Source organism: Mesorhizobium sp. NPDC059054, assembly GCF_042739215.1.
Taxonomy (GTDB): Bacteria; Pseudomonadota; Alphaproteobacteria; order Rhizobiales; family Rhizobiaceae; genus Mesorhizobium.
On the sequence record NZ_JBHYHV010000007.1, the window covers coordinates 191,054 to 212,555 of the forward strand.

The window sequence follows — 21,502 nt, forward strand, 5'->3', positions numbered from 1 at the left end:
CGCGAGCCGCTCCACGACTCTTACCAAGCTATGAAGGCCTTGTTGGCCAACGCTTCCTGGCGAAGCCCCTCAAGAGTCGAGATCACCTCGGCCTTCGTGGCATCCGAGGGATCTATGGCGAAACGCTGGATCTGGTTGCCGAGTTCTGTTCCCAGTGCGGTGGGCAGGAGGAAGAAGAGGTTCGGCAGGACGGCGTCTTTCGCCGAAGCGTCGGAAAACTGCTTGGCCAGCTTCGCGCCGGCATAGTTATAGACCGAAGCGTCCACTTTCACATTGGGTGCGAGCGAGCCCTTCGGCACCGCGAAGGCCGCCTGCCCCTCCGGCGATGCGGCGGCGACGAGGAACTGGTTGGCCGCGGCTATCGTCGCCTCGGGGCCGGCGGGAACGGCCAGCACATCCATCTGGAAGACCGACTTGCCGACTGTGCCGGGCGCCTGGAAGAGATCGAAACCCTCGCCGCCCTTGAAGCCTGCTTGTTCGAAATAGGCGGCGACCCATGCTCCCATCATGAACATGCCCGTCGAGCCGTTCACGACATCGTCGGCGGTCTGCGTCCAGGTCTTACCACTCCAGTTCTTGGCGTAACAGGGGATCATCTTGTCGCGATAGAGATCGAGAGCCTTGGAAAATTCCGGGCTGTCGAAGCCCAACTCGCCGCGTGCGATCTTGTAGTAGCCTTCCTCGCCCACGATCGAAACAAGCGGGGAATAGAAGTTGTAAAGGCTCCAGAACGTGCCGCCTGCATTCCCGAGCGGCTGGTATCCCGCCTTGGAAAGGGCGGAGCAGGCCTTTGCGAAGCTGTCCCAGTCGGTCGGCACCTCAAGCCCCAGCTCCTTGAAGAGCTTGACGTTGTAGAAGACGTTGTTGATCAATGAGAGATCGAACGGGACACCGTAAGGCTGGCCGCCGATCTTCACGACCCTTTGCACGCCGGCGGGAAAAATCTCGTCCCCCTTGATCTGTTCCCAGACGTCCGGGATCGGATGCAGGCGGCCGCCATCCACAAAGGCTTTGAGCTCGAAGGCCATCGAGCTTTGATAGGCTGCCGGCGGGCGGCCACCGAGAAACGCTGTCTGCAGTTGGCGGCGCAACTCGACGACGTTGCCCGGAACGACGACGCCGGTGAATTTCGCGTCCTTCGCTTGGCTATTGCTGTAGTCGATAAGCGCGTTCATGCCGGCAAGTTCGGAACCTGCCGCGTAGTAGTGCCATACCTCGAAATTGTCCTGCGCATAGGCGGATGAGCCCAACAGGGCCGTCAACGCCATCGCGCCAAGAAAAGTGGATTTACTCATGACCGGACCTCACCATTGCGCGCCCCTCGAGCGCCTTAAATAATCTTCTTACAAGAAAAATACTGCGACACGGAGACGGGCCTTGTCAACACAGCCAGCGCGTGGCCGCTGACAAATCTGAAAAGAAAATATCCAGGACCACGCGAAAATCGGCATAAGTACGTTTAATTTCAAATGATTAAAGAAAATCCTCCGAAATGGCCGCTATTTGCGCCGGCTGTGAAGCTTCGCTTTTTTAGCTTGACCGTCAGCCATATTTCCAACTATTTTTCTGTTAAATAGAAAAAGATACACCAATGGATCGTTCCTACCTGCGGCGCTATCACGCCAACGCAATATTCCATCGGATCAGGCTTATCCCGTTGATTTCCCAGCGTGAAATCATCGAGCAGACAGGTTTCGACAAATCCGTCGTTTCCTCGATCGTCTCGAAATTCACAGAGATGGGACTGATAGAACGGCAGAGTAAGCCTGACGCCAACCGCCGCGGACGACCGTCGGAGGGGTTGCTCATTTCCCCCGCGTCGGGGCTTCTCGTGGGTGTGGAGATCGAAGCCGATGCCGTGGGCTTTGTCGTGTGCAGCCTGGACGGCTCCATATTGACGTCAAAAATCGAACCGTTCGACGGTGACCTCGGCGGCATTCCGCAATTTCTGAAGCGCGGCGTCGCGGCGGTGGTCGAGGCTTCCGGTTCGAGCGCTCCGGTGCTCGGCCTCGGGGTGTCCCTGCCCGGCCTCGTCAACAGCGACGGCACGCTGGTTCACGTGCCTGTTCTCGGATGGCGGGACGTCGACATACTGGCGCATCTCCAGTCGGTCACCGACGCTCCGGTATTCGTCGGAAACGACGGCAAAGCGGCTGCGATGGCCGAGCGCATGTTCGGGGCCTGCACCGATATCGACGATTTCATCTACCTCTTCTCCGGCTCGGGTGTCGGCGGTGCGCTCTTTCTCGACGGCAAGATCTATGGCGGCGCAGACGGTCTCGCCGGCGAACTCGGGCACATAAAGGTTGTGCCCCAGGGACGGTTCTGCTCCTGCGGAGCGTCCGGCTGTCTTTCCGCTTACCTCTCGGAGCCCGCCCTGTTGCATGAGATCGAGCGGCTGGGTGGCAAGGCCCCCGCCGACTTTTCGTGCATCCTGGAAGGAGCGGAAGGCGGCGACGAGATCATTCTGAACGTTCTCGATCATGCCGGCGAGGTTCTGGGGTCCGCGGTTTCGAGCCTCATCAATGTCTTCAATCCGCCTGTCGTTCTGCTCGGCGGCAATCTGTCCCGTGCAAAGGCCTATCTCGGCGCGTCCATGCAGCGGGCGCTGATACGCCTCGCCCATCCGGCGATGTACTCGCGCAGCACCGTCCAGTTTTCCAAGATATCGGAAGGCATGCCCTTGCTGGGCGGCGTCGCCATAGCGCTCGATGGCGTCACCAGCCTCGACGGTCCTCACGTCTTCAAGTGACGGGCGCCAAATTCCCTTACTCATCAAGGTTTCACAATGCGTATAGCCATCGTCGGTCTTTCCATCGAGGTCATGTTGTCTTCTCCCATCCAGACCGGCAAGGAGCTCCTGCAAGAATATTCCGCGCAGGAGATGCGCGATGGCGACCTGTGGATGGTGCGCGGCATGCTGGCGAGGCTTGCCGAAAGCGCTGCGTTAGAGGCGGTTCCGCTTTATTGGGTCACTGCACTGCCAGGCGGCGCCATGACAGGCAACGCATACGGAGCGGTCAAATCGAGGACTCTCCAGCTTCTGGAGGAAAACGGTCCTTTCGACGGCGTTCTCGTCGCCAATCACGGCGCGCTTGAGGTCGAGGGGCTTGGCGTCGACGCGGACACCGACTTCATCTGCGCCATTCGCGACCTCGTGGGCCCCGATATCCCTCTCGGCGTTGCGCTGGATCTGCATGGCGACATGACACCGGAACTCCTGTCCGCGGCGACGGTGTTTTCCGTCCTCAGAACCGCGCCGCATCGCGACGACCGTGAAACCGGTTATCGGGCGGCCGATCAATTGATCACGGTGCTGGAGAAGGGCCTGAAGCCCAAGAAAGTCGCCGTCAGCGTTCCGATGCTCGTTCCCGGCGAGACGGCGATCACCACGCAGGAGCCTGGCGGCGAGCTTTATGGAAGCCTGCCCGGCTTCGACCGCGTTCCGGGAATGATGGAAGCCAATATTCTTGTCGGTTTCGCATGGAACGACAGGCCGTGGACAAGCCTCACGGCCTTTGCCGTCGCCGAGGACGACGCCGCCGTCGCCAGGGAACAGGCGATCGCGCTGGCGCGCAGCGTCTGGCGCAAGCACACCGAATTTATCCCGAAGATGGAGACATCCGGGATCGCCGAGGGCCTGAAGCTCGCGGTGGAGACGGCCGAGGCCCCTGTCTTCGTTTCCGACTCCGGCGACAATACGACCGCGGGCGCCGCCGGAGACTTGACGACTGTTCTGCAGGCCGCGCTGGATATGCCGTCGAGCCCGGACATCGTGGTCGCCGGGATCACAGCCCCGCAAACGGTCGAGAGGCTCTTGTCAGCCGGTGTTGGCGCAGAAGTGGAGATCGTGCTGGGCTCGGAGCATCTGTCACGCCCCCGGACCCACAGAACTGTCAAGGCTGTCGTCGAGGCCAGCGGAGAATGGCTGGAGCTCGGCGGGTTCCAGCCCTATCGTTCCAAGGAAGCGGCGTGGGCGAAGGTTCGCATCGGAAGCGTCGTTGCCACCTTCCATGCACAACCCATCGGCGTCACGACTCCCGGCCATTTCGCGGCCATGGGCATCGATCCACAGAACCACAAGGTCTATGTCGTCAAGCTCGGATACCTGCATCCACAGCTGGAGGATGTGGCCGCGCGGCACATCCTGCTTTTGAGCGACGGAACCTCTCAGCTCGACATGACGAAGCTCGAATGGAAGCAGCTCCCTCGCCCGACCTGGCCACTCGACCGCGATTTTGAATGGTCGCCCGAGCAAGCGCTCTATGGCGACACAGCCTGATCCGTTGAGGCCACCACGAGAAAAGGAAGACGCAGATGGCCAGCGTAACACTTGAAAAACTCAGGAAGTCATACGAGGCGTTCGTCACGATCCACGATATCGATCTGGATATCGCTGACGGCGAGTTCATCGTGCTCGTGGGTCCGTCGGGTTGCGGCAAGTCGACGACCTTGCGAATGATCGCCGGCCTCGAGACTATTTCCAGCGGTCAGGTGATGATCGATGGCAAGCGCGTCAATGACCTGCAGCCGGGCGAACGCGACATCGCGATGGTCTTCCAGAACTATGCGCTCTATCCGCATCTCAGCGTCGCCGACAACATCACGTTCGGACTGCGGCTTCGAAAAACCGGCAAGGCCGAGATCGACGAACGCTTGAAGCGCACCGCCGAAATCCTCGGCCTTCAGGATTTGCTCGGCCGCAAACCCCGCCAGCTCTCGGGGGGACAGCGCCAGCGCGTGGCGATGGGCCGCGCGCTTATCCGCAATCCGTCCGTGTTTCTGTTCGACGAGCCTCTCTCCAACCTCGACGCCAAGCTTCGAGTGCAGATGCGCACCGAGATCAAGGAACTCCACTCCCGTATCCCCACAACGACCGTCTACGTGACCCATGACCAGATCGAGGCCATGACCCTCGCCGACCGGGTGGTCGTCATGAACAAGGGGCGGATCGAGCAGATCGCGCCGCCCGAGGAACTCTACAGCAATCCGGCGACACGCTTCGTCGCCGGATTCATCGGCTCTCCAGGCATGAATTTCTTCGATGCGACGATCGTGGCCGACGAAAAAGAGATAAGCATACGGCTCCCCGACAACCAGACTCTGTCCGTCCCCGGGACTCGGACCGAACTGTTCCGCCCGCACACAGGCAAGGCCATGGTGGTCGGCGTCAGGCCAGAACATTTCAGTGTCGTTGCGAAGGAAGGACGCGACACGCTGAAAATCGAAACCGCGCTGGTGGAGCCCCTCGGGATGGATACGCTGGCGCACTTCAAGATTGCCGGCCTCGACGTTGTTTCGCGGCTCATGCCGATTCCGGGCCTGAAGGCGAACACGCCGTTGACGTTGAACGTAGACATGTCGAAGATTCACCTGATCGATCCGGCGAGCGATAGAGTCCTCGGATAGTCGATGCGATTGCTGTCCCGGCCCGATTTCCTGCGCGTACTGGCCGCCATTGCGCCGGACCCGGTCCTAGGGTCGGTGGCGATGAACACGCCGGCCTATGTCGGCACGCGTATTCGCGAAGCAAAAGGGCCTGATGTCGTTGTTGCCATAGAGGCCGGCTTGCAATCGCTCGGAGAGCGTTCGGAGCAATTGCACGGGACGCCGCTTGCAGAGTTGGACGAAACCGCACTGTGCCACCTGTTGACGGACGTGCAGGACGTCCCGTGGTTCGTCGCGCTGTGCCGATGGTCGGCGGAAGCCATCTACGCGAATCCCGCCAATGGCGGGAACCCGGGCGGGTTGTCGTGGCACGAAGTCGGCTACAGACACGGGATGCCCGAAGGCCCGGACGGGCCAGCCAGAATTTCGCCGCCGCCTGAACCCGAACGGCGCTTCGACGATCGTTATGACGCGATCGTCGTGGGCGCCGGCGCCGGCGGCGCAATCGTGGCCGGGCAGCTTGCCCTCGCCGGGCGCAAGGTGCTGCTCGTGGAACGAGGCCGGCGTCTGGATTACTTGAATGCCGGGCACCGCGATCATCTGCGCAACCATCGGCACCCCGTCTACGGCCACAACACCGGGCCGGATCTCGAAGACGGGTTCAGGGTCCTTGTGCGGCCGGATGGAACCGAAGAGCTGGCAGAGCCGCATATGGTCGAGTTCGGCAACAATGCAGCCTGTCTCGGCAGTGGCACGTTTATCTATGGAGGGCTCGCCTGGCGCTTCCATCCCGATGACTTTCGCATGGCCAGCAAATACGGCGTGCCGGCAAATTCGTCTTTGGTGGACTGGCCCATCGGTTATGACGATCTCGAGCCATGGTATGAGATGGCCGAAAATGAAATCGGCGTCAGCGGACATCAGGGACGGCTGCCGCACGAGCCCTGGCGCAACCGCTCGCTGCCGATGCCTCCCTTGCCCCGCTATGAAAGCTCCAGGGTGCTGGCGCGCGGCGCTGAGGCGCTGTCGATCGAAACCTTCGCTCCGCCGCTTCTTATCAATTCAATGCCGCGCGCCGGCCGCGACGCCTGCATCGAATGCGGAACCTGCGTTGGCTTCCCCTGTCCGTCCGACGCCAAGAACGGAACGCAGAACACGATCCTTCCGCGCGCGCTGGCCAGCGGCAATCTCACAATCGTCGCCGAGACGACGGCAGAACGAATTGTGACCGACGCGGCAGGACGCGTGACTGGCGTCGCGCTCGCCTGGGATGACGGGGAGTCGGGGATTGTCCGGCGCGAAGTGCGATCCGGGATTGTCGTGCTGTCCGCCGGCGCGATCGAAACTGCCAGGCTTCTGCTCCTGTCGGCGACAAGCGAGGAACCGGATGGCATAGGCAACAATTCGGGTCATGTCGGACGCCACCTGCAAGGGCACACTTACCCGACCGCGTTCGGACTGTTCGACGAAAACGTCTATGCCGACCGCGGTCCGGGTGTGACCATCGCCACCACCGCTTACGTCCATGACAACCCCGGCATCATCGGTGGCGCCATCCTCGCCGACGATTTTATCATCCCGCCGGTGATTTTCTGGGATCAGGCGCTGCCGCCGGACCTTCCGCGCTGGGGTCAGGGCGCGCACGATTTCATGCGGAGGAATTACCGTCGCGTCACGCAGGTGAAAGGCCCCGTCCACGAAATCCCGTCACCGGATTGTCGGGTGACGCTCGACGCCCGGGTAACCGACAAGTGGGGAAGGAAAGTGGCCCGGCTCGCCGGTGTCGTTCATCCGGAAACACAAAAGGCCGCCAGCCTTCTACTCGATCGCGCGAAACAATGGCTGAAGGCTTCCGGCGCTTCACAGGTGTGGGGATACGCGCCACCCCCTCGCCTGTCTGCTTATCAGCATCAGGCCGGGACCTGCCGCATGGGCGTGGACCCCAAGCGATCCGTCACCGATCCCTACGGACGGGTCTGGGGTCACGAAAATCTCTTTGTCGCGGACGCCGCGCTGCACCCCACCAATGGCGGCTTCAATCCGGTTCTGACGATCATGGCGTTAGCGTTCAGATCGGCAGACCATATAAATAGACGCCTGTAAACACCGCGACCTTCACCTGGCGAGATGGATCGATCCTAAGGTTCGACACCCCGAATTCAAGAGCCAATACAGGCTCTTCCAATCAAGGGGATAAACGGTAGCGGACCTCGGGCTACAAAATTTATTCGGACGGCGCGCTGCTACTGGTCATCCCGGTGATCTGCAATCTCCAGCGGTACATGTCGCCTTCACGAACGCGGCGCACCTCTGTTCCTTCTTAATGATCAGGGTCCGCGTCAGGCTCAAAAAATGAGAAGCAGGATTGCACTGTTATTTCTCTTGTTGTACGAACGTTCAACAAGAGAAATCTGCGAGTGCGCGCAATGGTGCGAACCGACTTTCCCTTCGCTGTGGACACCTTCGATCCGCTATGGATTGCGCTCTCCGACGGCACGCGTATTGCCGTCACCCTGTGGCGTCCCCGAACGGAAGCCCAGGTCCCCGTGGTCGTCGAGATGGTGCCCTACCGCCGCCGCGACGGCACGGTGGCGCGTGATATCGATATCCACCCTTATCTCGCCGGCCACGGCATCGCCTGCGCACGCATCGACATTCGTGGTAGCGGCGATTCCGACGGCGATCTCGCGGATGAATATCTGCCTCGTGAGCAGGAGGACGCCTGCGAGATCATCGCCTATCTCGCAGCGCAATCCTGGTGCAATGGCAATGTGGGCATGACCGGCATTTCCTGGGGCGGCTTCAATGCGCTCCAGGTCGCCGCGCGCTGCCCACCCGCATTGAAGGCCATCATCACACTCTGCGCCTCGGACGACCGCTACAGCGACGACATCCACTACATGGGCGGCGCGCTTCTGACCGAGCAGGAGATGTGGTCGAACTTCATGCTGGTGAAGAATGCCATGGCGCCTGATCAGCAGATCGTGGGTGACGCCTGGCGCGCCATGTGGGAGCGCCGCCTCGCCGCCACCAGCTCGCTGTCGGAGATCTGGCTCGCGCACCAGCGTCGCGACGACTATTGGCGGCAGGGTTCGGTCTGCGAGGACTATGCCGCGATCGAATGCGCCGTCATGGCCGTCTGCGGCTGGGAGGACAGCTACTCGAATTTCGTGCCGCGCCTGCTCGAACACCTGCCGGGACCCAAGCTCGGCATCGTCGGGCCGTGGTCGCATGTCTATCCTTGCCGCGGCGCGCCGGGCCCGCTGATCGGCTATCTGCAGGAAGCATTGCGCTGGTGGCGTCACTGGCTGTGCGGCGAGGAAACCGGCATCATGGCCGAACCGCTCTACCGTGTGTGGGTCACCGGCGAGGAGCGGCCGCAACCTTTCTACCTGCCCGATCATTCCGGCAGTTGGGTGGCAGAGGACCAATGGCCGTCGCCGCGCATCGAACGTCGCCGGCTGCATCTGAATGCCGGTGGATTGAGCCACGAGGCCGTGCCCGACGGCATGCTTTCCGTGCGCTCGCCGGCGACCGCCGGACGCGACTGCGGCCGCTGGGGCGGCTATGGCGGCAGTTGCCCCGACATGCCGATCGACCAACGGCGCGAGGACAGCCTGGCGCTCTGCTTCGACACCGCGCCGCTCGACGGCGATCTGACCCTGCTTGGCGCGCCGGAACTGGATCTGCTCGTCACCGTCGATCAGCCCCATGCCAATCTCGCCGTCCGGCTGTGCGACGTCTATCCTGACGGCACCTCGGCGCTGATGACCTATGGCGTGCTCAACCTCAGCCATCGTGACAGCCATGAGCATCCCGCGCCCTGTCCCGTCGGAACGCCTTTCCCGGTACGGCTGAAGCTCAACGATTTTGCCCGCACGGTGCCCAAAGGCCATCGCATCCGGCTGGCACTCGCCAATCAGCACTGGCCGATCCTGTGGCCGCAGCCGAAACTGTCGACGCTGTCGGTTGCAGGCGGCCAAAGCATGCTGACGCTTCCGGTGCGTCCGCCATCGCCGCGCGACCGCGATGTGCGATTCGAACCGGCCGAGACGGCGCCTCCCGTTCCCACAACGACGTTCGACGAAGGCTTCGACCGCCGCATCGTCACGGATGATGTCGGCGATGGCCTGCAGACCATTGCATTGACGTCCGACCATGGCCGCAGGCGCTATGACGATCGCAACATCACGATGTCCTCGGCCAACAGCGACACGATGAGCATCCGCGCCGACGATCCGCTGTCGGCGAAGCTCGTCACCGAATACCGTTGGGCCATAGCCAGCGCCGATGCCGACACCGAGGCGACGGCACGCACTGAACTGACAGCCGACGAGACACATTTCAACCTGAGCTGGCGCATCGAGGCGCGAGAACGAGGCAAGCTCGTGCACAGTGCTTCGGCGACGCGGCGTATCAGGCGCGATTTCGCCTGAGGAAACGGGAGGGGAGCATGCTCGCATACGCAATCAAGCGCATCGGTCTCGGCCTCCTGATCCTCGTTCTCGTCATGGTCGCCATGTATGCGGCCGTCTTTCTCGTACCGGGCGATCCGGCAAGCGTGGCGCTGGGCCCCCGCGCCACACCGGAGCTGAAGCGGCTGCTGATCGAGCGCATGGGGCTCGACCAGCCGATCTGGTGGCAGATCGTGGAATTCTTCCGCAACGCCTTGACGGGCAATCTCGGCTACGACGTCTGGTCGAACCGGCCCGTCTCCACCCTGGTCATGGAGGCGCTGCCGAACACGCTGATCCTCGGGCTCACCGCGCTTGCCGCCGCTCTTGTCATCGGCGTGCCGCTCGGTTGCCTGTCGGTGATGCGGCGCGGCACCGTTGCCGATGCCGTCATCGGCGTGCTCTCGGTCGGCGTCATCGCCGTGCCATCCTTCGTCGTTGCCATCTATTCGCTGCTGGTGTTTGCGGTGACGCTGCGCTGGCTGCCGGCGATCGGAGCGGGTGAGGCCGGTGACATCGCCAGTCAGGCCAGGGCGCTGGTCTTGCCGGCGCTCGCCATCGCGCTCGGCTGGATCGGCTATATCGCGCGCATGGTGCGCGCTTCGATGATGGAGGTGATGGGCGAACCGTATATCCGCACGGCCCGTTCCTTCGGCCTGCCGGAATGGAAGATCGTCTCCAAATACGCGTTGCGCATCGCCATCATCCCGACCATTTCGCTGGTCGCGGTGGGCCTCGGCAGCATCCTCTCCAGCGCGGTCTTCGTCGAGGCGGTGTTTGCCCGTCCCGGTATCGGCAAGCTGATCACCGACGCCGTCAACACCCGCAACTATCCCGTCGTCATGGGCACGGTTCTGGTCATGACGGCTATCTACGTTTCCATCACCATAGCCGCCGATCTCCTGATCGCACGGCTCGATCCGAGGGTCCGCGATGTCTTCCGTGGCTGACGCTTCGGTCTCAATGCCAGACCGACAACGATTTCCGCTGCTGCGTGCCCTGCTCGCCGACCCATTCACCTGCGTGGCGCTTGTCCTCGTTGCCGGTTTCCTCCTCACCGCCACGTTCGCACCGTGGCTGGCGCCCTATTCGCCGGTCAAGATCGACGTGCTGCACAAGCTGCAGCCGCCTTCGAGCGCGCACTGGCTCGGCACGGATCATCTCGGCCGCGATCTTCTGTCACGCATCATCTACGGCGCACGCACCGCACTGACGATCGCCATCATGTCCGTTCTCATCGCAGGCGCGATCGGCCTGCTGCTCGGCTTGATTGCCGGCTATGGACCACGCTGGCTCGACGCCATCCTGGTGCTGACCTTCGACAGCCTGAATTCGCTGCCGATGATCATGTTTGCGCTCGCCATCATCACCGTGCTCGGCGCCGGCACAGGCACGCTGATCATCGTCATCGCCGCGACCTCGTTCCCGAGCTATGCCAGGCTGATCCGGGCGCAGACACTGGCATTGAAGAACAGCGATTACATCCTGGCCGAGCGCCTGCTCGACGCGAGCGCGGCGCGCATCATCTTCATCCATCTGTTGCCCAACGTCGTCGGGCCGCTGATCATCCTTCTGTCGATGGACATTCCGGTCGTGATCATGGTCGAGGCCGGTCTCAGCTTCCTCGGCCTCGGCGTCCGCCCTCCGACGCCGTCCTGGGGCTCGATCCTCTATGACGGCTACACCAGCATCCGCTCGGCGCCATTCATGGTCATCTTCGGTGGCATGCCGCTGGTGCTCGCCACGCTCGGCTTCACCTTCCTCGGCGAAGGCCTGCGCGACTATCTCGACCCGCGCCTGCAATTGCGGAGGCCGGCATGAGCGGATCGCTTGCCGCCAGCAATCTCAGCGTCCGCTACGAAACACCGGGCGGCAGCGTGCATGCCCTGCGCCATGTCGACATCGAGGCGCATCCCGGCGAAGTCATCGGCATCGTCGGCGAGAGCGGTTGCGGCAAGTCCACGCTGGTCACCGCCATGGCCAACCTGCTGCCGGTCAACGCAAGGATCGACGGCTCCATTTCCTGGAACGGCATCGAGCTGGCGAAGCTCGACGCCCATCGCCAGCGCCTGCTGCGCGGCGATGAGATCGCGCTGGTAAGCCAGGATCCCATGACGGCGTTCAACCCGGTGCTGACCATCGGCGACCAGCTCGTCGACTTCCAGCACCACCGCAAGGACCTCGGCCGCGCCGAGAAGCGGGCGCGGATCGCCGCGATGCTCGGCCGCGTCGGCATCTCGGATGCCGAGCGGCGCATGCACAGCTATCCGCATGAATTGTCGGGCGGCATGCGACAGCGCGTGGCGATCGCCGCGGCGCTGCTGACCGACCCCGGCCTTCTCATCGCAGACGAGCCGACGACGGCGCTCGATGTGACGATGGAAGCGCAGATCATCCATCTGCTGCGCGAACTCAGGCGTGACTACAACGGCATCATCATCATCGTGTCGCATCATCTCGGCGTCATCGCCGAGCTCTGCGACCGCGTCTATGTCATGTATGCCGGCGAGGTGGTCGAGAGCGGCGAGGTCGATGCGATCTTCCACGACGCCACGCACCCTTACACGCAGGCGCTGCTCGCCTGCGACCCGGCACGTTTTCAGCAGAAGCTCGACAGGTTGCCGACCATCCCGGGCATGCTGCCGAACCTCACTCAGCCGCCGTGCGGATGTGTCTATGCGCCGCGCTGCGACCGCGCCTTGGCATCATGCGGCACAGTCGCGCCGCCGCTGGTGAAGCTTTCCGCCTCGCATATCGCCCGTTGTCATGCGGTGAGCTCATGAACCCGCTTCTGACCGTCGAGGACCTGTCGGTCAGTTTTGTCCGCAAGGGCCTGCTCGACCGCCTGATCGAACTGGAACCCCTGCCCGGCTTCAACGTCATCGATCGCGTGACGCTGTCGCTGATGCCCGCCGAGACGCTTGGATTGGTCGGCGAATCCGGCTCCGGCAAAACGACCCTTGCCCGCAGCATCCTTGGCCTCGTTCGCGCCACCGCCGGCCGCATCGCGTTCGAAGGCAAGGACGTGGCCACGCCGGCCGATTTCCGCGCCATGCGCCGGCGCTCGGCGATGATGTTCCAGGACCCGATCGCGTCGCTCAGTCCGCGCCTGCGCATCAGCACGCTGCTCAGCGAACCGCAGATCATCCAGGGTGTGCCGACGCCCGACCGCCGCGCCGCCGCCACGGCATTGCTTTCGCTGGTGGGCCTTCCCTCGTCCTTCGCCGACCGCTTTCCGCACGAATTGTCGGGCGGACAGGCGCGGCGGGTCGGCGTCGCCCGGGCGCTGGCGATGAAACCACGTCTGCTGCTTGCCGATGAGCCGACGGCCGGTCTCGATGTCTCGGTGCAGGGCGACGTGCTCAACCTGATCGGCGAGTTGAAGCGCCAGCTCGGTTTTGCCGCCATGATCGTAACCCACAACCTGGCGATGATCCGCCACGTCAGCGATCGTCTCGCCATCATGTATCTCGGCCGGCTGGTCGAGACGGGACCGACACAGGAGGTGTTTTCGGCCCCGCTGCACCCTTACACGGCAACGCTCATCCAATCCGAGCCGCTGCCCGATCCGCGCCGGCGCAGCCATGGCCCGGCGGTCAGCGGCGAGATCCCGAGCGTGCTCCGGCGACCTTCCGGATGCGAGTTCCACACGCGCTGCCCAGTCGCCCAGCCGCGCTGCGGCGCCGAGGCGCCGGCCTACCGAGAGGTCGGCGCCGGCCGCATGGTGCGCTGCCATTTCCCGCTGGAGACAAGCGGGCAAGAAAAGGAAGCCTTCTCACGCGCTTCCACCAACAAAAAGGGGAAAACGAGATGACGCATTGGAACATCGACAGGCGCGCGTTTCTGAAAGCAGCCGGTGCGCTGGGCATCGGCATGGCGATGAAGCCCGGCTTCGCCTGGTCGGCGGCCGGCGATACGCTGCGCATCCGCATGGAAGGCGACCTGCAGACGCTCGATCCGGCCTTCATGAATGGCGGCATCGAGGATGTCATCATGCGCGGCATCTATGTGTCGCTGAACCGCTTCGGCGATCTGAGGGAAGGCTCGCCCTGGTCGTTGTGGGGAGCGGAGAAACTCGAACAGAGAGATCCGAAGACCATCGCCTTCACCTTGATCGACGGGCTGAAGTGGTCGAACGGGCTCGGTGCGGTCACCGCCGAGGACGTGAAGTTCTCATTCGAGCGCATCGCCGACAAAACCCTGTCATCGCCCTGGGCCTACCAGTTCGAGAAGCTCGACCGCGTCGAGGTCGTCGACGCCCGCAACGGCATCATCCATCTGAAGGACCCGTACCAGCCGATCTTCGTGACCAGCCTGCCCTACTATGGCGGACACATCATCAGCCGAGCCGGCACCGAAAAGGCCGGCGGCAAGTTCACCACCGAACCACCGGCGAGCTGCGGTCCTTACATCCTCAGCGACTGGCAGCAGAAGCAGAAAGTGACGCTGACCGCCAATCCGGACTGGCCGGGACCGAAGCCGGATTTCGGCAAGGTCGAGATCTATATCGTCGCCGACGATCAGGCCGCACAGCTGGCCTATGAAGCCGAGGCCTTCGACTACACCAAGATCACCACCTCCGCGGCCAAGGCGGTCAAGGCAAGTCCGCCCGCCAAAACGACGGTCATCGAGGCGCAGTCGACCCGGTATGTCTGGCTGACGATCAATATGCTCAGCCCGCGCCTCAAAGATCTCAAGGTGCGCCAGGCGGTGCAGTATGGCGTCGATGTCAGCCAGGTCCTGACGGGGGTCTATGACGACCTTGCCAAACGCTCCACCGGCGTCGTTCAGCCCGGCACCAAATTCGCGCGCGCCAGCAATCTGATCGCGGCACCCGACTATGAGAAATCCGCGGCGCTGCTCGCCGAAGCCGGTGTCAGCGACCTGTCGCTGACCCTGACCGTCATGAACGATTCCATCCGCGCGGCGACCGCGCAGATCATCCAGGCCAGCCTCGAGCAGGCCGGCATCAAGGTCGAGATCCAGCCCTATGACGAGGCGGCCTATTGGGGCGTTGGCGACAAGACGCAGGGCGACGGCTACAAGAACATCGACCTTGCGCTGATGGATTTCGCCGGTGGCGTAGACCCCTCCGAAAACCTGGTGTGGTTCCGTCCCGATCAGATCGGGGCCTACAATTGGTCCGGTTTCGACAGCCCCGAATTCGAAACCTCCTACCAGAAGCTGACGGCGGAAAGCGATCAGGCCAAGCGCATCGCGTTGTCCAATCGCATGGAGGATCTGATGGAGGAATCCGGAGGCTTCGTCTTCATCTGCCACCAGCCCCTGGTTGCCATCCACAGGACAGATTTCGAGCCGGTCATCTATCCGGACGGTCACCCCAATCCGGTTCTGTTCAGGAAGAAGGCCTGATCGCCTCCGTGGACAGTTCGGTGACGATCGATTAGAGCATGATCCCGAAAAGCTGCAGACTTTTCGGACAAAGATCATGCGCTAAAACAAAGGGATAGAGCGGAATGCCGATTCAACGTCATCGCATGCCGCTCTAGTTGGATTGCATGAGCGAAACACAGCCAGCAATTGCCAAGCGCAAGCGCGGCGCGAAGAAAACGCTACCGCGCTTCAGCCGCGAACAGGCGGATGTGCGCCGCGCCATGCTGATCGAAGCGGCGACCCGCTGCCTCTCTGTCGGTGGCATCGGCGCCTTCACCGTCGATCGCATCTGCAAGGAGGCTGGTGTTTCGCGCGGTCTGATCAACCATCATTTCGAAGGCCGCGACGGGCTGTTGGTCGAGGTCTACAAATCCTCGCTCTATGCCAGCGTCAACAACCAGATCGCCGAGGCCAAGCGCCGCCGCGCCGAAGCGTCCGACTGGCCGCCCGAGGCATCGCTGGCCGCCCTGGTGCGCTCCAATTTCTCGCCGGAGTATTTCAGCCGCGAGAACCTTTTGATCTGGCTGTCGCTTTGGGGAGAGATCGCCGTCAATCCGCGCCTCAAGGCAGCGCATAGCGAGCTCTACGATGCCTACCGGGCGGAACTTGCCGAAGACATTGCCGCCGTCGCTACGACGCGGCGCAGGAATGTCGACGCACCGGCCCTCGCGCGCAATTTCATCGCGCTGGTCGATGGGCTCTGGCTCGAATGGTGTCTCGACGAAAGCGTGGTGACGCCGCAGGCAGCGGAAGCCGCAGGTTTTGAAATTCTCGAAGCGCAGGTCGGGCCGCTACGCGACTAACTCTTTGTTTTTCGCAATTCCGAACGGAAAACCGCCAGACACTTTTCTAATTCAGAGGCGAGCCGCCTTCGCGCTTGCGGCGTTCCATGTAGTCGCGCAACGCCTCGTCGATGCCGGGATCGATCGGCGGTTGCTCATATTCGGCCACCATGCGTTTCCAGACAGCGTTGGCGCGCTCGCGTGCCGTCACCTGGCCGCGTTCCATCCAGGTGTCGTAGTTGTCCCAGTTGGAAACCAGCGGCGAATAGAATGCCCGCTCATAGCGCTGCATCGTGTGCGCCGCGCCGAAGAAATGGCCAGCCGGACCGACCTCGCGCACGGCTTCCAGCGCCAGTGCGTCGATATCGACCGCCGGCGGGTCGAAATAGGCGGACATCATCTGCAGCATCTCGGCGTCGATGACCAGTTTCTCGAACGATGCCGTCAGCCCCCCGCCAAGCCAGCCTGCCGCATGCAGCACCAGGTTGGCGCCGCCCATCAGGCAGCCCCACAGCGACATGGCGCTTTCATAGGCGGCCTGGGCATCGACCGAATTGGCCGCGGTGACATTGCTGGACCTGAAAGGCACGCCGATCAGCCGGCAGAGCTGGCCGGTGATCTGCGCGGCCTGCGTGTATTCGGGCGTGCCGAAAGCCGGGGCGCCGGTCTTCATGTCGACATTGGACGTGAAGCCGCCATACATCACCGGCACGCCGGGGCGCACGATTTGGGTCAGCGTGATCCCGGCCAGCGCCTCCGCATGCTGCTGCGACAGCGCGCCGGCGAGCGTCACCGGGCTCATCGCGCCGGCCAGCGTGAACGGCGTGATGACATTGACCTGGCCATGTTCGGCCAGCGTGATCAGCCCTTCAGCCATCGGCTCGTCGAGCTGCAGCGGTGAATTCGTGTTGATGATGCCGGTGAACACCGGCATCTCGCCTGCGAGGTTCTCGCGCGTCGTGCCGAGCGAGATGGCGACCATTTCCAGCGCGTCGATGGCGCGGCCGCGGCCGAGCGCCTGCGGCTGCCAGTTTTTGTCGAGCAAGGTGATCTCGGCATAATAGAGGTCGAGATGGCGCGTGTTCTGGTGCAGGTCGAGCGGCTCGAACGGTCCGCCGCCCTCCTGATGCAGCACGTTGAACGACTGGATCAGCTTGAGATAATCGCACATCTCGGCATAGGTGCCAGGGCGGCGGCCGCGATCATTGTCCATGACATAGGCCGGCCCGCCGACCGACGACAGGATGCAGTGCCGGCCGCCGACCTTGACGTTCCTTTCCGGATTGCGGGCGCGCAACTCGAATGACGACGGTGCTGTCGCAATTCGCTCCATGACCATGGCGCGGTCGAAGCGCACGCGCATCTCGCCATTGTCGACATCGGCGCCGGCGGCGCGATAGAGCTGGCGCGCCTGCGGCTGCAGCACCCGCATGCCGATCTCTTCGAGGATGGTGAGGCCCATCTCGTGGATCGACTGGACCTGGTCGGCCGACAGCACCTCGATCGGCGCATAGGGCCGTGTCAGCTGCTTCCACGGACGCTGCGCGATGCCGCCGATTTCACGCTGCGGGCGGCCGGGCCTGCGACGGGCTGTACTGCGTTCCATGGCTTGTCTCCAGTGGCGAAGGAGGGGCGCTCGCGCAGCGGGACGGTTGCCTCCGCCGGCAGGTCGAGATGGCGAGCGAATTTATGGCCTGCGTGAACCGCATCGGCGATCGAGGCCGGCGCCAGGCAATCGCCAATCCGCGTGATAGACGGGATGTCGCCGTGCGCGTCTGTTGCAGCGGAAAGCGCATCGAACAGCGCCGTTTCGGCGATGCGCCCGGTCACCAGCACCAGCGCGCCGAAATCGCGGCGCGTGATCCGGCCTGTGTAGGCGCAGGCGAAATCGGCAACGCCGTCGGCCACCGAAGCCAGATTATGGGACAGCAGCAGATCGATGCCGGCTTCCATCAGTTGCTTCTGGACGAAGAACTGCTCGTCGGTCATCTGCGTCCAGCTCGACAGCACTGGCAGCGTCGTGGCGATGGTCACAGCGTGACCGGCGAGGCGAAGTTTTTCCGCCAGCGCACCGCCCATGAAATAGTGCTCGTCGTCATAGACCAGCACCGGACCCTTCACTGCGGCACCGTCGAAAATGTCGTCCGGTGTCAGGATCGACGCCGACGCCGCCATCGGTACCGGCATTTCGACGCTGGCGCCGATGCCGTCACGGCGCCAGGAACTGCCGGTCGCCAGCACGACATGGTCGACGCCGAGCGACAGCACGTCCTCGGCGCCTAGCCGACTGCCGGGATAGATTTCGACCGACGGCTGTTTGCCCAGCATGTGCAGGCGGTGATCGCGAACCCGCGCCCATGCGGCCAACCCAGGCAGCGTCGCCTCGCGCGAAACGCGGCCGCCGAGCGTGTTGCCGGCCTCTGCCAACATCACGCCATAGCCGCGCCGGCCAAGCGTCAACGCGCATTCGAGCCCGGCCGGGCCCGCCCCGACCACCAGCACGCGTGCCTGCGAACCGCTGCCGGCGATCCGCTCGGGATGCCAGCCGCGCCGCCACTCCTCGCCGATCGTCGGGTTCTGCGTGCAGCGCAACGGCACGCTTTCATTGTTGGCCGCACGGCAGATATTACAGCCGATGCACTCGCGGATTTCGTCCTCGCGGCCCTCCAGGATCTTCTTCGGCAGGAACGGATCGGCAATCGACGGACGGGCGGCGCCGATGAAATCCTGTATGCCGCGCCGGATCTGGCCTGCCATCGTATCCGGCGACGTGAAGCGTCCGACACTGACCACCGGTTTGGTCGTCACGCGCTTGACGAAGCCGACATGGTCCTCCTGGAAACCTTCGGGGCTGAAGCGCGACGATTTGGAGTCATTGCCGAGCGATCCGGCAACATTGACGTCCCAAAGGTCGGGCAGTTCGGCCAGCATCTCGACGACTTCGCGACCTTCGCCCTCAGATGTGATGCCATGCGAGCCGTGCAGCTCATCGACCGCCAGCCGCACCGCCACCGCGCAGGTGTCGCCGACGGCGTCCTTGGTATCCTCGATCATTTCGCGCAGCAGGCGTACGCGGTTCTCGAGCGCTCCGCCATATTCGTCGGTGCGGCGATTGGTGCGCCGCGACAGGAACTGGAACGGCAGATAGTCATGCCCTGCATAACAATAGACGATGTCGAACCCCGCCCGCCGCGCGCGGATCGCCGCTTCGCGCTGCCAGCGGCGAAAATCGGCGATGTCCTGCCGGTCCATGGCACGCGCGCCACCGGGCTGAACGAATTTCGCCGACTGCGCCGACGGCGCGAGCAATTGCTCGCGCGTCAGCCGATTGTTGGTATGAGCGCCACCATGCCACAGCTCGATCGCCGCCAGGCTGCCATGGGCGTGGATGGCATCGGCGGTGCGCGCCAGGTCGCGGACATCGTCCTCGTCCCACAATGTGAGAAAGCCGAACGGCGAATCGTCGGAACTCGGATGGATCGAGCAATATTCGGTCGAGACCACACCCCAGCCGCCTTCGGCCTTGATGCCGCGCAAAGCGGCGCCGCTGAAGGGCTTCTGATAACCCATGCCGGTCGCGTGCGGCGTCTGGTAGAATCGGTTCGGCGCGGTGACCGGGCCGATCCTGACCGGTTCAAAGAGGATTTCGTAGCGGGGATTGCAGCGCATCAGGGGTTCACGAATATGCTTATTGAACGATCGTACAACAAGCATATTCGCGCGATTGACGAAACGCAATGCCCCGCGGGAAGAGCGCGCCATTTCGGTTGCATGAGGAGTTGGAGACTCCCCCTGGCTGTCGCAGGGTGAGGCGGCTCCGGCGGGATAATCGTCCGGCTACCGACCGATCTGAACGATCGCGAAGAGCCAGGCGAGGATATTCATCAGCAGGAAAATCAGAGCGATCTGCAGCGCAACGCGAAGCCGTTGGATAATCCGCCAGTTGTCCGCCATGTCCGCTTTGATCCGAAGGGCAAGCGCACGATGCATGACCGACATGGTCGCCGCTCTGTCTCCGTCGACATATTGGCTGAGCAGTTCCTCGGGATCGAAGCGGAATGTATATTTGTGGTAAGGCCAGAGCAGGAAGACAACCAGGGCGCCGATGCAGAACAGCAAGGCAACGGCAAGCCAATCCCACGGACCGACGCCGTCCGCCAAAGCCCGGCCGCCGAGCAGCGAACTCGCAAATGCGGTCGCGAAGATCAGGCTTCCAGCGCGTGTGTTCATATTCTCCACGAGGGCTTGTTGTTGCGTCAGTCCTCTGATTGCTTCTTGAAAGATGAACGCGACACGGGGATCATCACCGCTGTCGTCACGTGCAGCACCCTGCATCTGCCCTCTCTCACTCGGGTTTTCGGCCATGACGAACTCCTTCCGCCGCGTAGAAAACTCTGTTCGAAGCAGCCGCCGCGTCCTCTGATGAGCGGCGGCATCGCATGCATAAATAAAGCATGTCTCCCCGAAAGGGAGAATCGGGTCCGGGGAAAGACAATCCAATAGGTCCGGAGACCTGAACCGCTGCAGACGTTTTTCACGAATCCGCTTCGCTCGTCGTCGCTGGCAAGAACGGGCAGGAGCGTTGGAACGCCCCGCGCAGTGGATACGTTTTATCCTCCAGACACCGGAAGCTGGCCATCCGCAGCCAGGTGCTTCCACATGAAACGTAGCGATCCCGGAGGTGCAGCAGCATGTCTACCTCATCAATGGAGCAGGCAACGAAGCGCAAACCCTGGCCCGGAGAATCGGAGGACTACGCGCAGGCGCGGCGAAAACTGCTGGCGGAAGAAATCGAACTGCAGCGGCGTATCGACGGCGTGGCCGAGCAACGTCGAAAGCTTCCGCCGGGCCCGGCTGTCGAGAAGGACTATCGATTCAAGGATGTGAACGGCACAGAGGTCGGTCTTGCCGACCTGTTCGGCGACAAGCAGACACTTGTCACCTATTTCTGGATGTATGGTCCAGAGCGGGAGCGGCCTTGTCCGATGTGCACCAACCTGCTCGGGCCCTTGGACGCAAACGCCAATGATCTGAAACAGCGCGTGGCGCTGGCCATTCTTGGGCGCAGTCCCGTGGAGCGGCAGGTTGCGTTCGCCAGGGAACGCGGCTGGCATCACCTGCAGTTCCACCAGACGGTCGGAGATAGCTATGCTCTCGATTTCGGCGGCCTCGATCCGGCCAATGGTTGGGAATATCCGGTGATGGCGGTGTTTCAGAAGTCCGACGACGGCGTCAGACTGTTCTGGAAGGGTGAAATGACGGGCGAGATGGCCGACGCCGGCAAGGATCCGCGTGGGGGCCCGGATTTTGCGCCGTTATGGTCCGCACTTGACCTCACCCCTGAAGGACGCGGCGACAAATGGTATCCCAGGTTGGAATATTACTGACCTGACGCACTCCGCCCTGCCGTCATACGTGGAACGACAACGAGGCGACTTGTCGAACGCCAGCCACCTGTCCGTTCGCGGAACGATGGCTGGCGCC

16 protein-coding genes are annotated in these 21,502 nt (G+C 62.9%); 12 read left to right on the forward strand and 4 right to left on the reverse strand.

Going from position 1 to position 21,502, the window contains the following annotated elements; all coding sequences use genetic code 11:
• Nucleotides 1-20: 20 nt before the first annotated feature.
• The gene (locus ACFWXH_RS27440; RefSeq protein ID WP_082407445.1) at nucleotides 21-1,295 is read right to left on the reverse strand and encodes an ABC transporter substrate-binding protein; all 1,275 of its coding nucleotides are present in this window, start codon (nucleotides 1,293-1,295) and stop codon (nucleotides 21-23) included.
• 296 nt (nucleotides 1,296-1,591) lie between these two features.
• Here ACFWXH_RS27440 and ACFWXH_RS27445 point away from each other — a divergent pair, with 296 nt between their 5' ends.
• The 11 genes from ACFWXH_RS27445 to ACFWXH_RS27495 all read left to right on the forward strand — a co-directional run bounded on the left by ACFWXH_RS27445 (nucleotide 1,592) and on the right by ACFWXH_RS27495 (nucleotide 16,039).
• Complete coding sequence (locus ACFWXH_RS27445) at nucleotides 1,592-2,752, forward strand: ROK family protein (RefSeq protein ID WP_379124595.1); 1,161 nt, start codon at nucleotides 1,592-1,594, stop codon at nucleotides 2,750-2,752.
• 36 nt (nucleotides 2,753-2,788) lie between these two features.
• Nucleotides 2,789-4,282 (forward strand): M81 family metallopeptidase, encoded by a 1,494-nt coding sequence (locus ACFWXH_RS27450; protein WP_379124596.1) that lies wholly within the window; start codon nucleotides 2,789-2,791, stop codon nucleotides 4,280-4,282.
• Nucleotides 4,283-4,317: 35 nt separating this feature from the next.
• Nucleotides 4,318-5,409 (forward strand): ABC transporter ATP-binding protein, encoded by a 1,092-nt coding sequence (locus tag ACFWXH_RS27455; RefSeq protein ID WP_379124597.1) that lies wholly within the window; start codon nucleotides 4,318-4,320, stop codon nucleotides 5,407-5,409.
• Nucleotides 5,410-5,412: 3 nt separating this feature from the next.
• A complete protein-coding gene (locus ACFWXH_RS27460; RefSeq protein WP_379124598.1) occupies nucleotides 5,413-7,491 on the forward strand; it encodes a GMC family oxidoreductase in 2,079 nt (692 codons plus the stop codon).
• Nucleotides 7,492-7,814: 323 nt separating this feature from the next.
• Nucleotides 7,815-9,824: a CocE/NonD family hydrolase gene (locus tag ACFWXH_RS27465; RefSeq protein WP_379124599.1), complete on the forward strand. Its 2,010-nt coding sequence runs from the start codon at nucleotides 7,815-7,817 to the stop codon at nucleotides 9,822-9,824.
• Between the two features lie 17 nt (nucleotides 9,825-9,841).
• Nucleotides 9,842-10,792, forward strand: coding sequence for an ABC transporter permease (locus ACFWXH_RS27470; RefSeq protein ID WP_379124600.1), 951 nt, complete (start codon nucleotides 9,842-9,844; stop codon nucleotides 10,790-10,792).
• Nucleotides 10,776-11,663 (forward strand): ABC transporter permease, encoded by an 888-nt coding sequence (locus tag ACFWXH_RS27475; protein WP_379124601.1) that lies wholly within the window; start codon nucleotides 10,776-10,778, stop codon nucleotides 11,661-11,663. The genes ACFWXH_RS27470 and ACFWXH_RS27475 overlap by 17 nt, the downstream gene beginning before the upstream one ends.
• Nucleotides 11,660-12,625 carry an ABC transporter ATP-binding protein gene (locus ACFWXH_RS27480; RefSeq protein ID WP_379124602.1) on the forward strand — a complete coding sequence of 322 codons (966 nt, stop codon included), beginning with the start codon at nucleotides 11,660-11,662 and terminating at the stop codon, nucleotides 12,623-12,625. The genes ACFWXH_RS27475 and ACFWXH_RS27480 overlap by 4 nt, the downstream gene beginning before the upstream one ends.
• Nucleotides 12,622-13,656 carry an oligopeptide/dipeptide ABC transporter ATP-binding protein gene (locus ACFWXH_RS27485; RefSeq protein WP_379124603.1) on the forward strand — a complete coding sequence of 345 codons (1,035 nt, stop codon included), beginning with the start codon at nucleotides 12,622-12,624 and terminating at the stop codon, nucleotides 13,654-13,656. The genes ACFWXH_RS27480 and ACFWXH_RS27485 overlap by 4 nt, the downstream gene beginning before the upstream one ends.
• Nucleotides 13,653-15,215 carry an ABC transporter substrate-binding protein gene (locus tag ACFWXH_RS27490; RefSeq protein WP_379124604.1) on the forward strand — a complete coding sequence of 521 codons (1,563 nt, stop codon included), beginning with the start codon at nucleotides 13,653-13,655 and terminating at the stop codon, nucleotides 15,213-15,215. The genes ACFWXH_RS27485 and ACFWXH_RS27490 overlap by 4 nt, the downstream gene beginning before the upstream one ends.
• Before the next feature lie 146 nt (nucleotides 15,216-15,361).
• Nucleotides 15,362-16,039 carry a TetR/AcrR family transcriptional regulator gene (locus ACFWXH_RS27495; protein ID WP_379124605.1) on the forward strand — a complete coding sequence of 226 codons (678 nt, stop codon included), beginning with the start codon at nucleotides 15,362-15,364 and terminating at the stop codon, nucleotides 16,037-16,039.
• Between the two features lie 46 nt (nucleotides 16,040-16,085).
• On the opposite strand, the gene ACFWXH_RS27500 is transcribed toward ACFWXH_RS27495, so the two are convergent.
• The 3 genes from ACFWXH_RS27500 to ACFWXH_RS27510 form a co-directional block, all read right to left on the reverse strand.
• The gene (locus tag ACFWXH_RS27500) at nucleotides 16,086-17,624 is read right to left on the reverse strand and encodes a trimethylamine methyltransferase family protein (RefSeq protein ID WP_379124606.1); all 1,539 of its coding nucleotides are present in this window, start codon (nucleotides 17,622-17,624) and stop codon (nucleotides 16,086-16,088) included.
• On the reverse strand, nucleotides 17,540-19,687 hold the full coding sequence (locus ACFWXH_RS27505) for an FAD-dependent oxidoreductase (RefSeq protein WP_379124607.1): 2,148 nt from the start codon (nucleotides 19,685-19,687) through the stop codon (nucleotides 17,540-17,542). The genes ACFWXH_RS27500 and ACFWXH_RS27505 overlap by 85 nt, the downstream gene beginning before the upstream one ends.
• Nucleotides 19,688-19,855: 168 nt before the next feature.
• Nucleotides 19,856-20,383: a hypothetical protein gene (locus tag ACFWXH_RS27510; protein WP_379124608.1), complete on the reverse strand. Its 528-nt coding sequence runs from the start codon at nucleotides 20,381-20,383 to the stop codon at nucleotides 19,856-19,858.
• Nucleotides 20,384-20,709: 326 nt separating this feature from the next.
• On the opposite strand from ACFWXH_RS27510, the gene ACFWXH_RS27515 reads away from it, so the two are divergent.
• Nucleotides 20,710-21,405: a DUF899 family protein gene (locus tag ACFWXH_RS27515; protein WP_379124609.1), complete on the forward strand. Its 696-nt coding sequence runs from the start codon at nucleotides 20,710-20,712 to the stop codon at nucleotides 21,403-21,405.
• Nucleotides 21,406-21,502 lie beyond the last annotated feature (97 nt).

Coding starts and splice junctions, on each gene's coding strand:
- ACFWXH_RS27510 (WP_379124608.1), bottom strand. CDS start 20,383: ATGGCCGAAAACCCGAGTGAGAGAGGGCAGATGCAGGGTGCTGCACGT.
- ACFWXH_RS27480 (WP_379124602.1), top strand. CDS start 11,660: ATGAGCGGATCGCTTGCCGCCAGCAATCTCAGCGTCCGCTACGAAACA.
- ACFWXH_RS27450 (WP_379124596.1), top strand. CDS start 2,789: ATGCGTATAGCCATCGTCGGTCTTTCCATCGAGGTCATGTTGTCTTCT.
- ACFWXH_RS27505 (WP_379124607.1), bottom strand. CDS start 19,687: ATGCGCTGCAATCCCCGCTACGAAATCCTCTTTGAACCGGTCAGGATC.
- ACFWXH_RS27485 (WP_379124603.1), top strand. CDS start 12,622: ATGAACCCGCTTCTGACCGTCGAGGACCTGTCGGTCAGTTTTGTCCGC.
- ACFWXH_RS27475 (WP_379124601.1), top strand. CDS start 10,776: ATGTCTTCCGTGGCTGACGCTTCGGTCTCAATGCCAGACCGACAACGA.
- ACFWXH_RS27460 (WP_379124598.1), top strand. CDS start 5,413: ATGCGATTGCTGTCCCGGCCCGATTTCCTGCGCGTACTGGCCGCCATT.
- ACFWXH_RS27440 (WP_082407445.1), bottom strand. CDS start 1,295: ATGAGTAAATCCACTTTTCTTGGCGCGATGGCGTTGACGGCCCTGTTG.
- ACFWXH_RS27515 (WP_379124609.1), top strand. CDS start 20,710: ATGTCTACCTCATCAATGGAGCAGGCAACGAAGCGCAAACCCTGGCCC.
- ACFWXH_RS27455 (WP_379124597.1), top strand. CDS start 4,318: ATGGCCAGCGTAACACTTGAAAAACTCAGGAAGTCATACGAGGCGTTC.
- ACFWXH_RS27495 (WP_379124605.1), top strand. CDS start 15,362: ATGAGCGAAACACAGCCAGCAATTGCCAAGCGCAAGCGCGGCGCGAAG.
- ACFWXH_RS27490 (WP_379124604.1), top strand. CDS start 13,653: ATGACGCATTGGAACATCGACAGGCGCGCGTTTCTGAAAGCAGCCGGT.
- ACFWXH_RS27500 (WP_379124606.1), bottom strand. CDS start 17,624: ATGGAACGCAGTACAGCCCGTCGCAGGCCCGGCCGCCCGCAGCGTGAA.
- ACFWXH_RS27470 (WP_379124600.1), top strand. CDS start 9,842: ATGCTCGCATACGCAATCAAGCGCATCGGTCTCGGCCTCCTGATCCTC.
- ACFWXH_RS27445 (WP_379124595.1), top strand. CDS start 1,592: ATGGATCGTTCCTACCTGCGGCGCTATCACGCCAACGCAATATTCCAT.
- ACFWXH_RS27465 (WP_379124599.1), top strand. CDS start 7,815: ATGGTGCGAACCGACTTTCCCTTCGCTGTGGACACCTTCGATCCGCTA.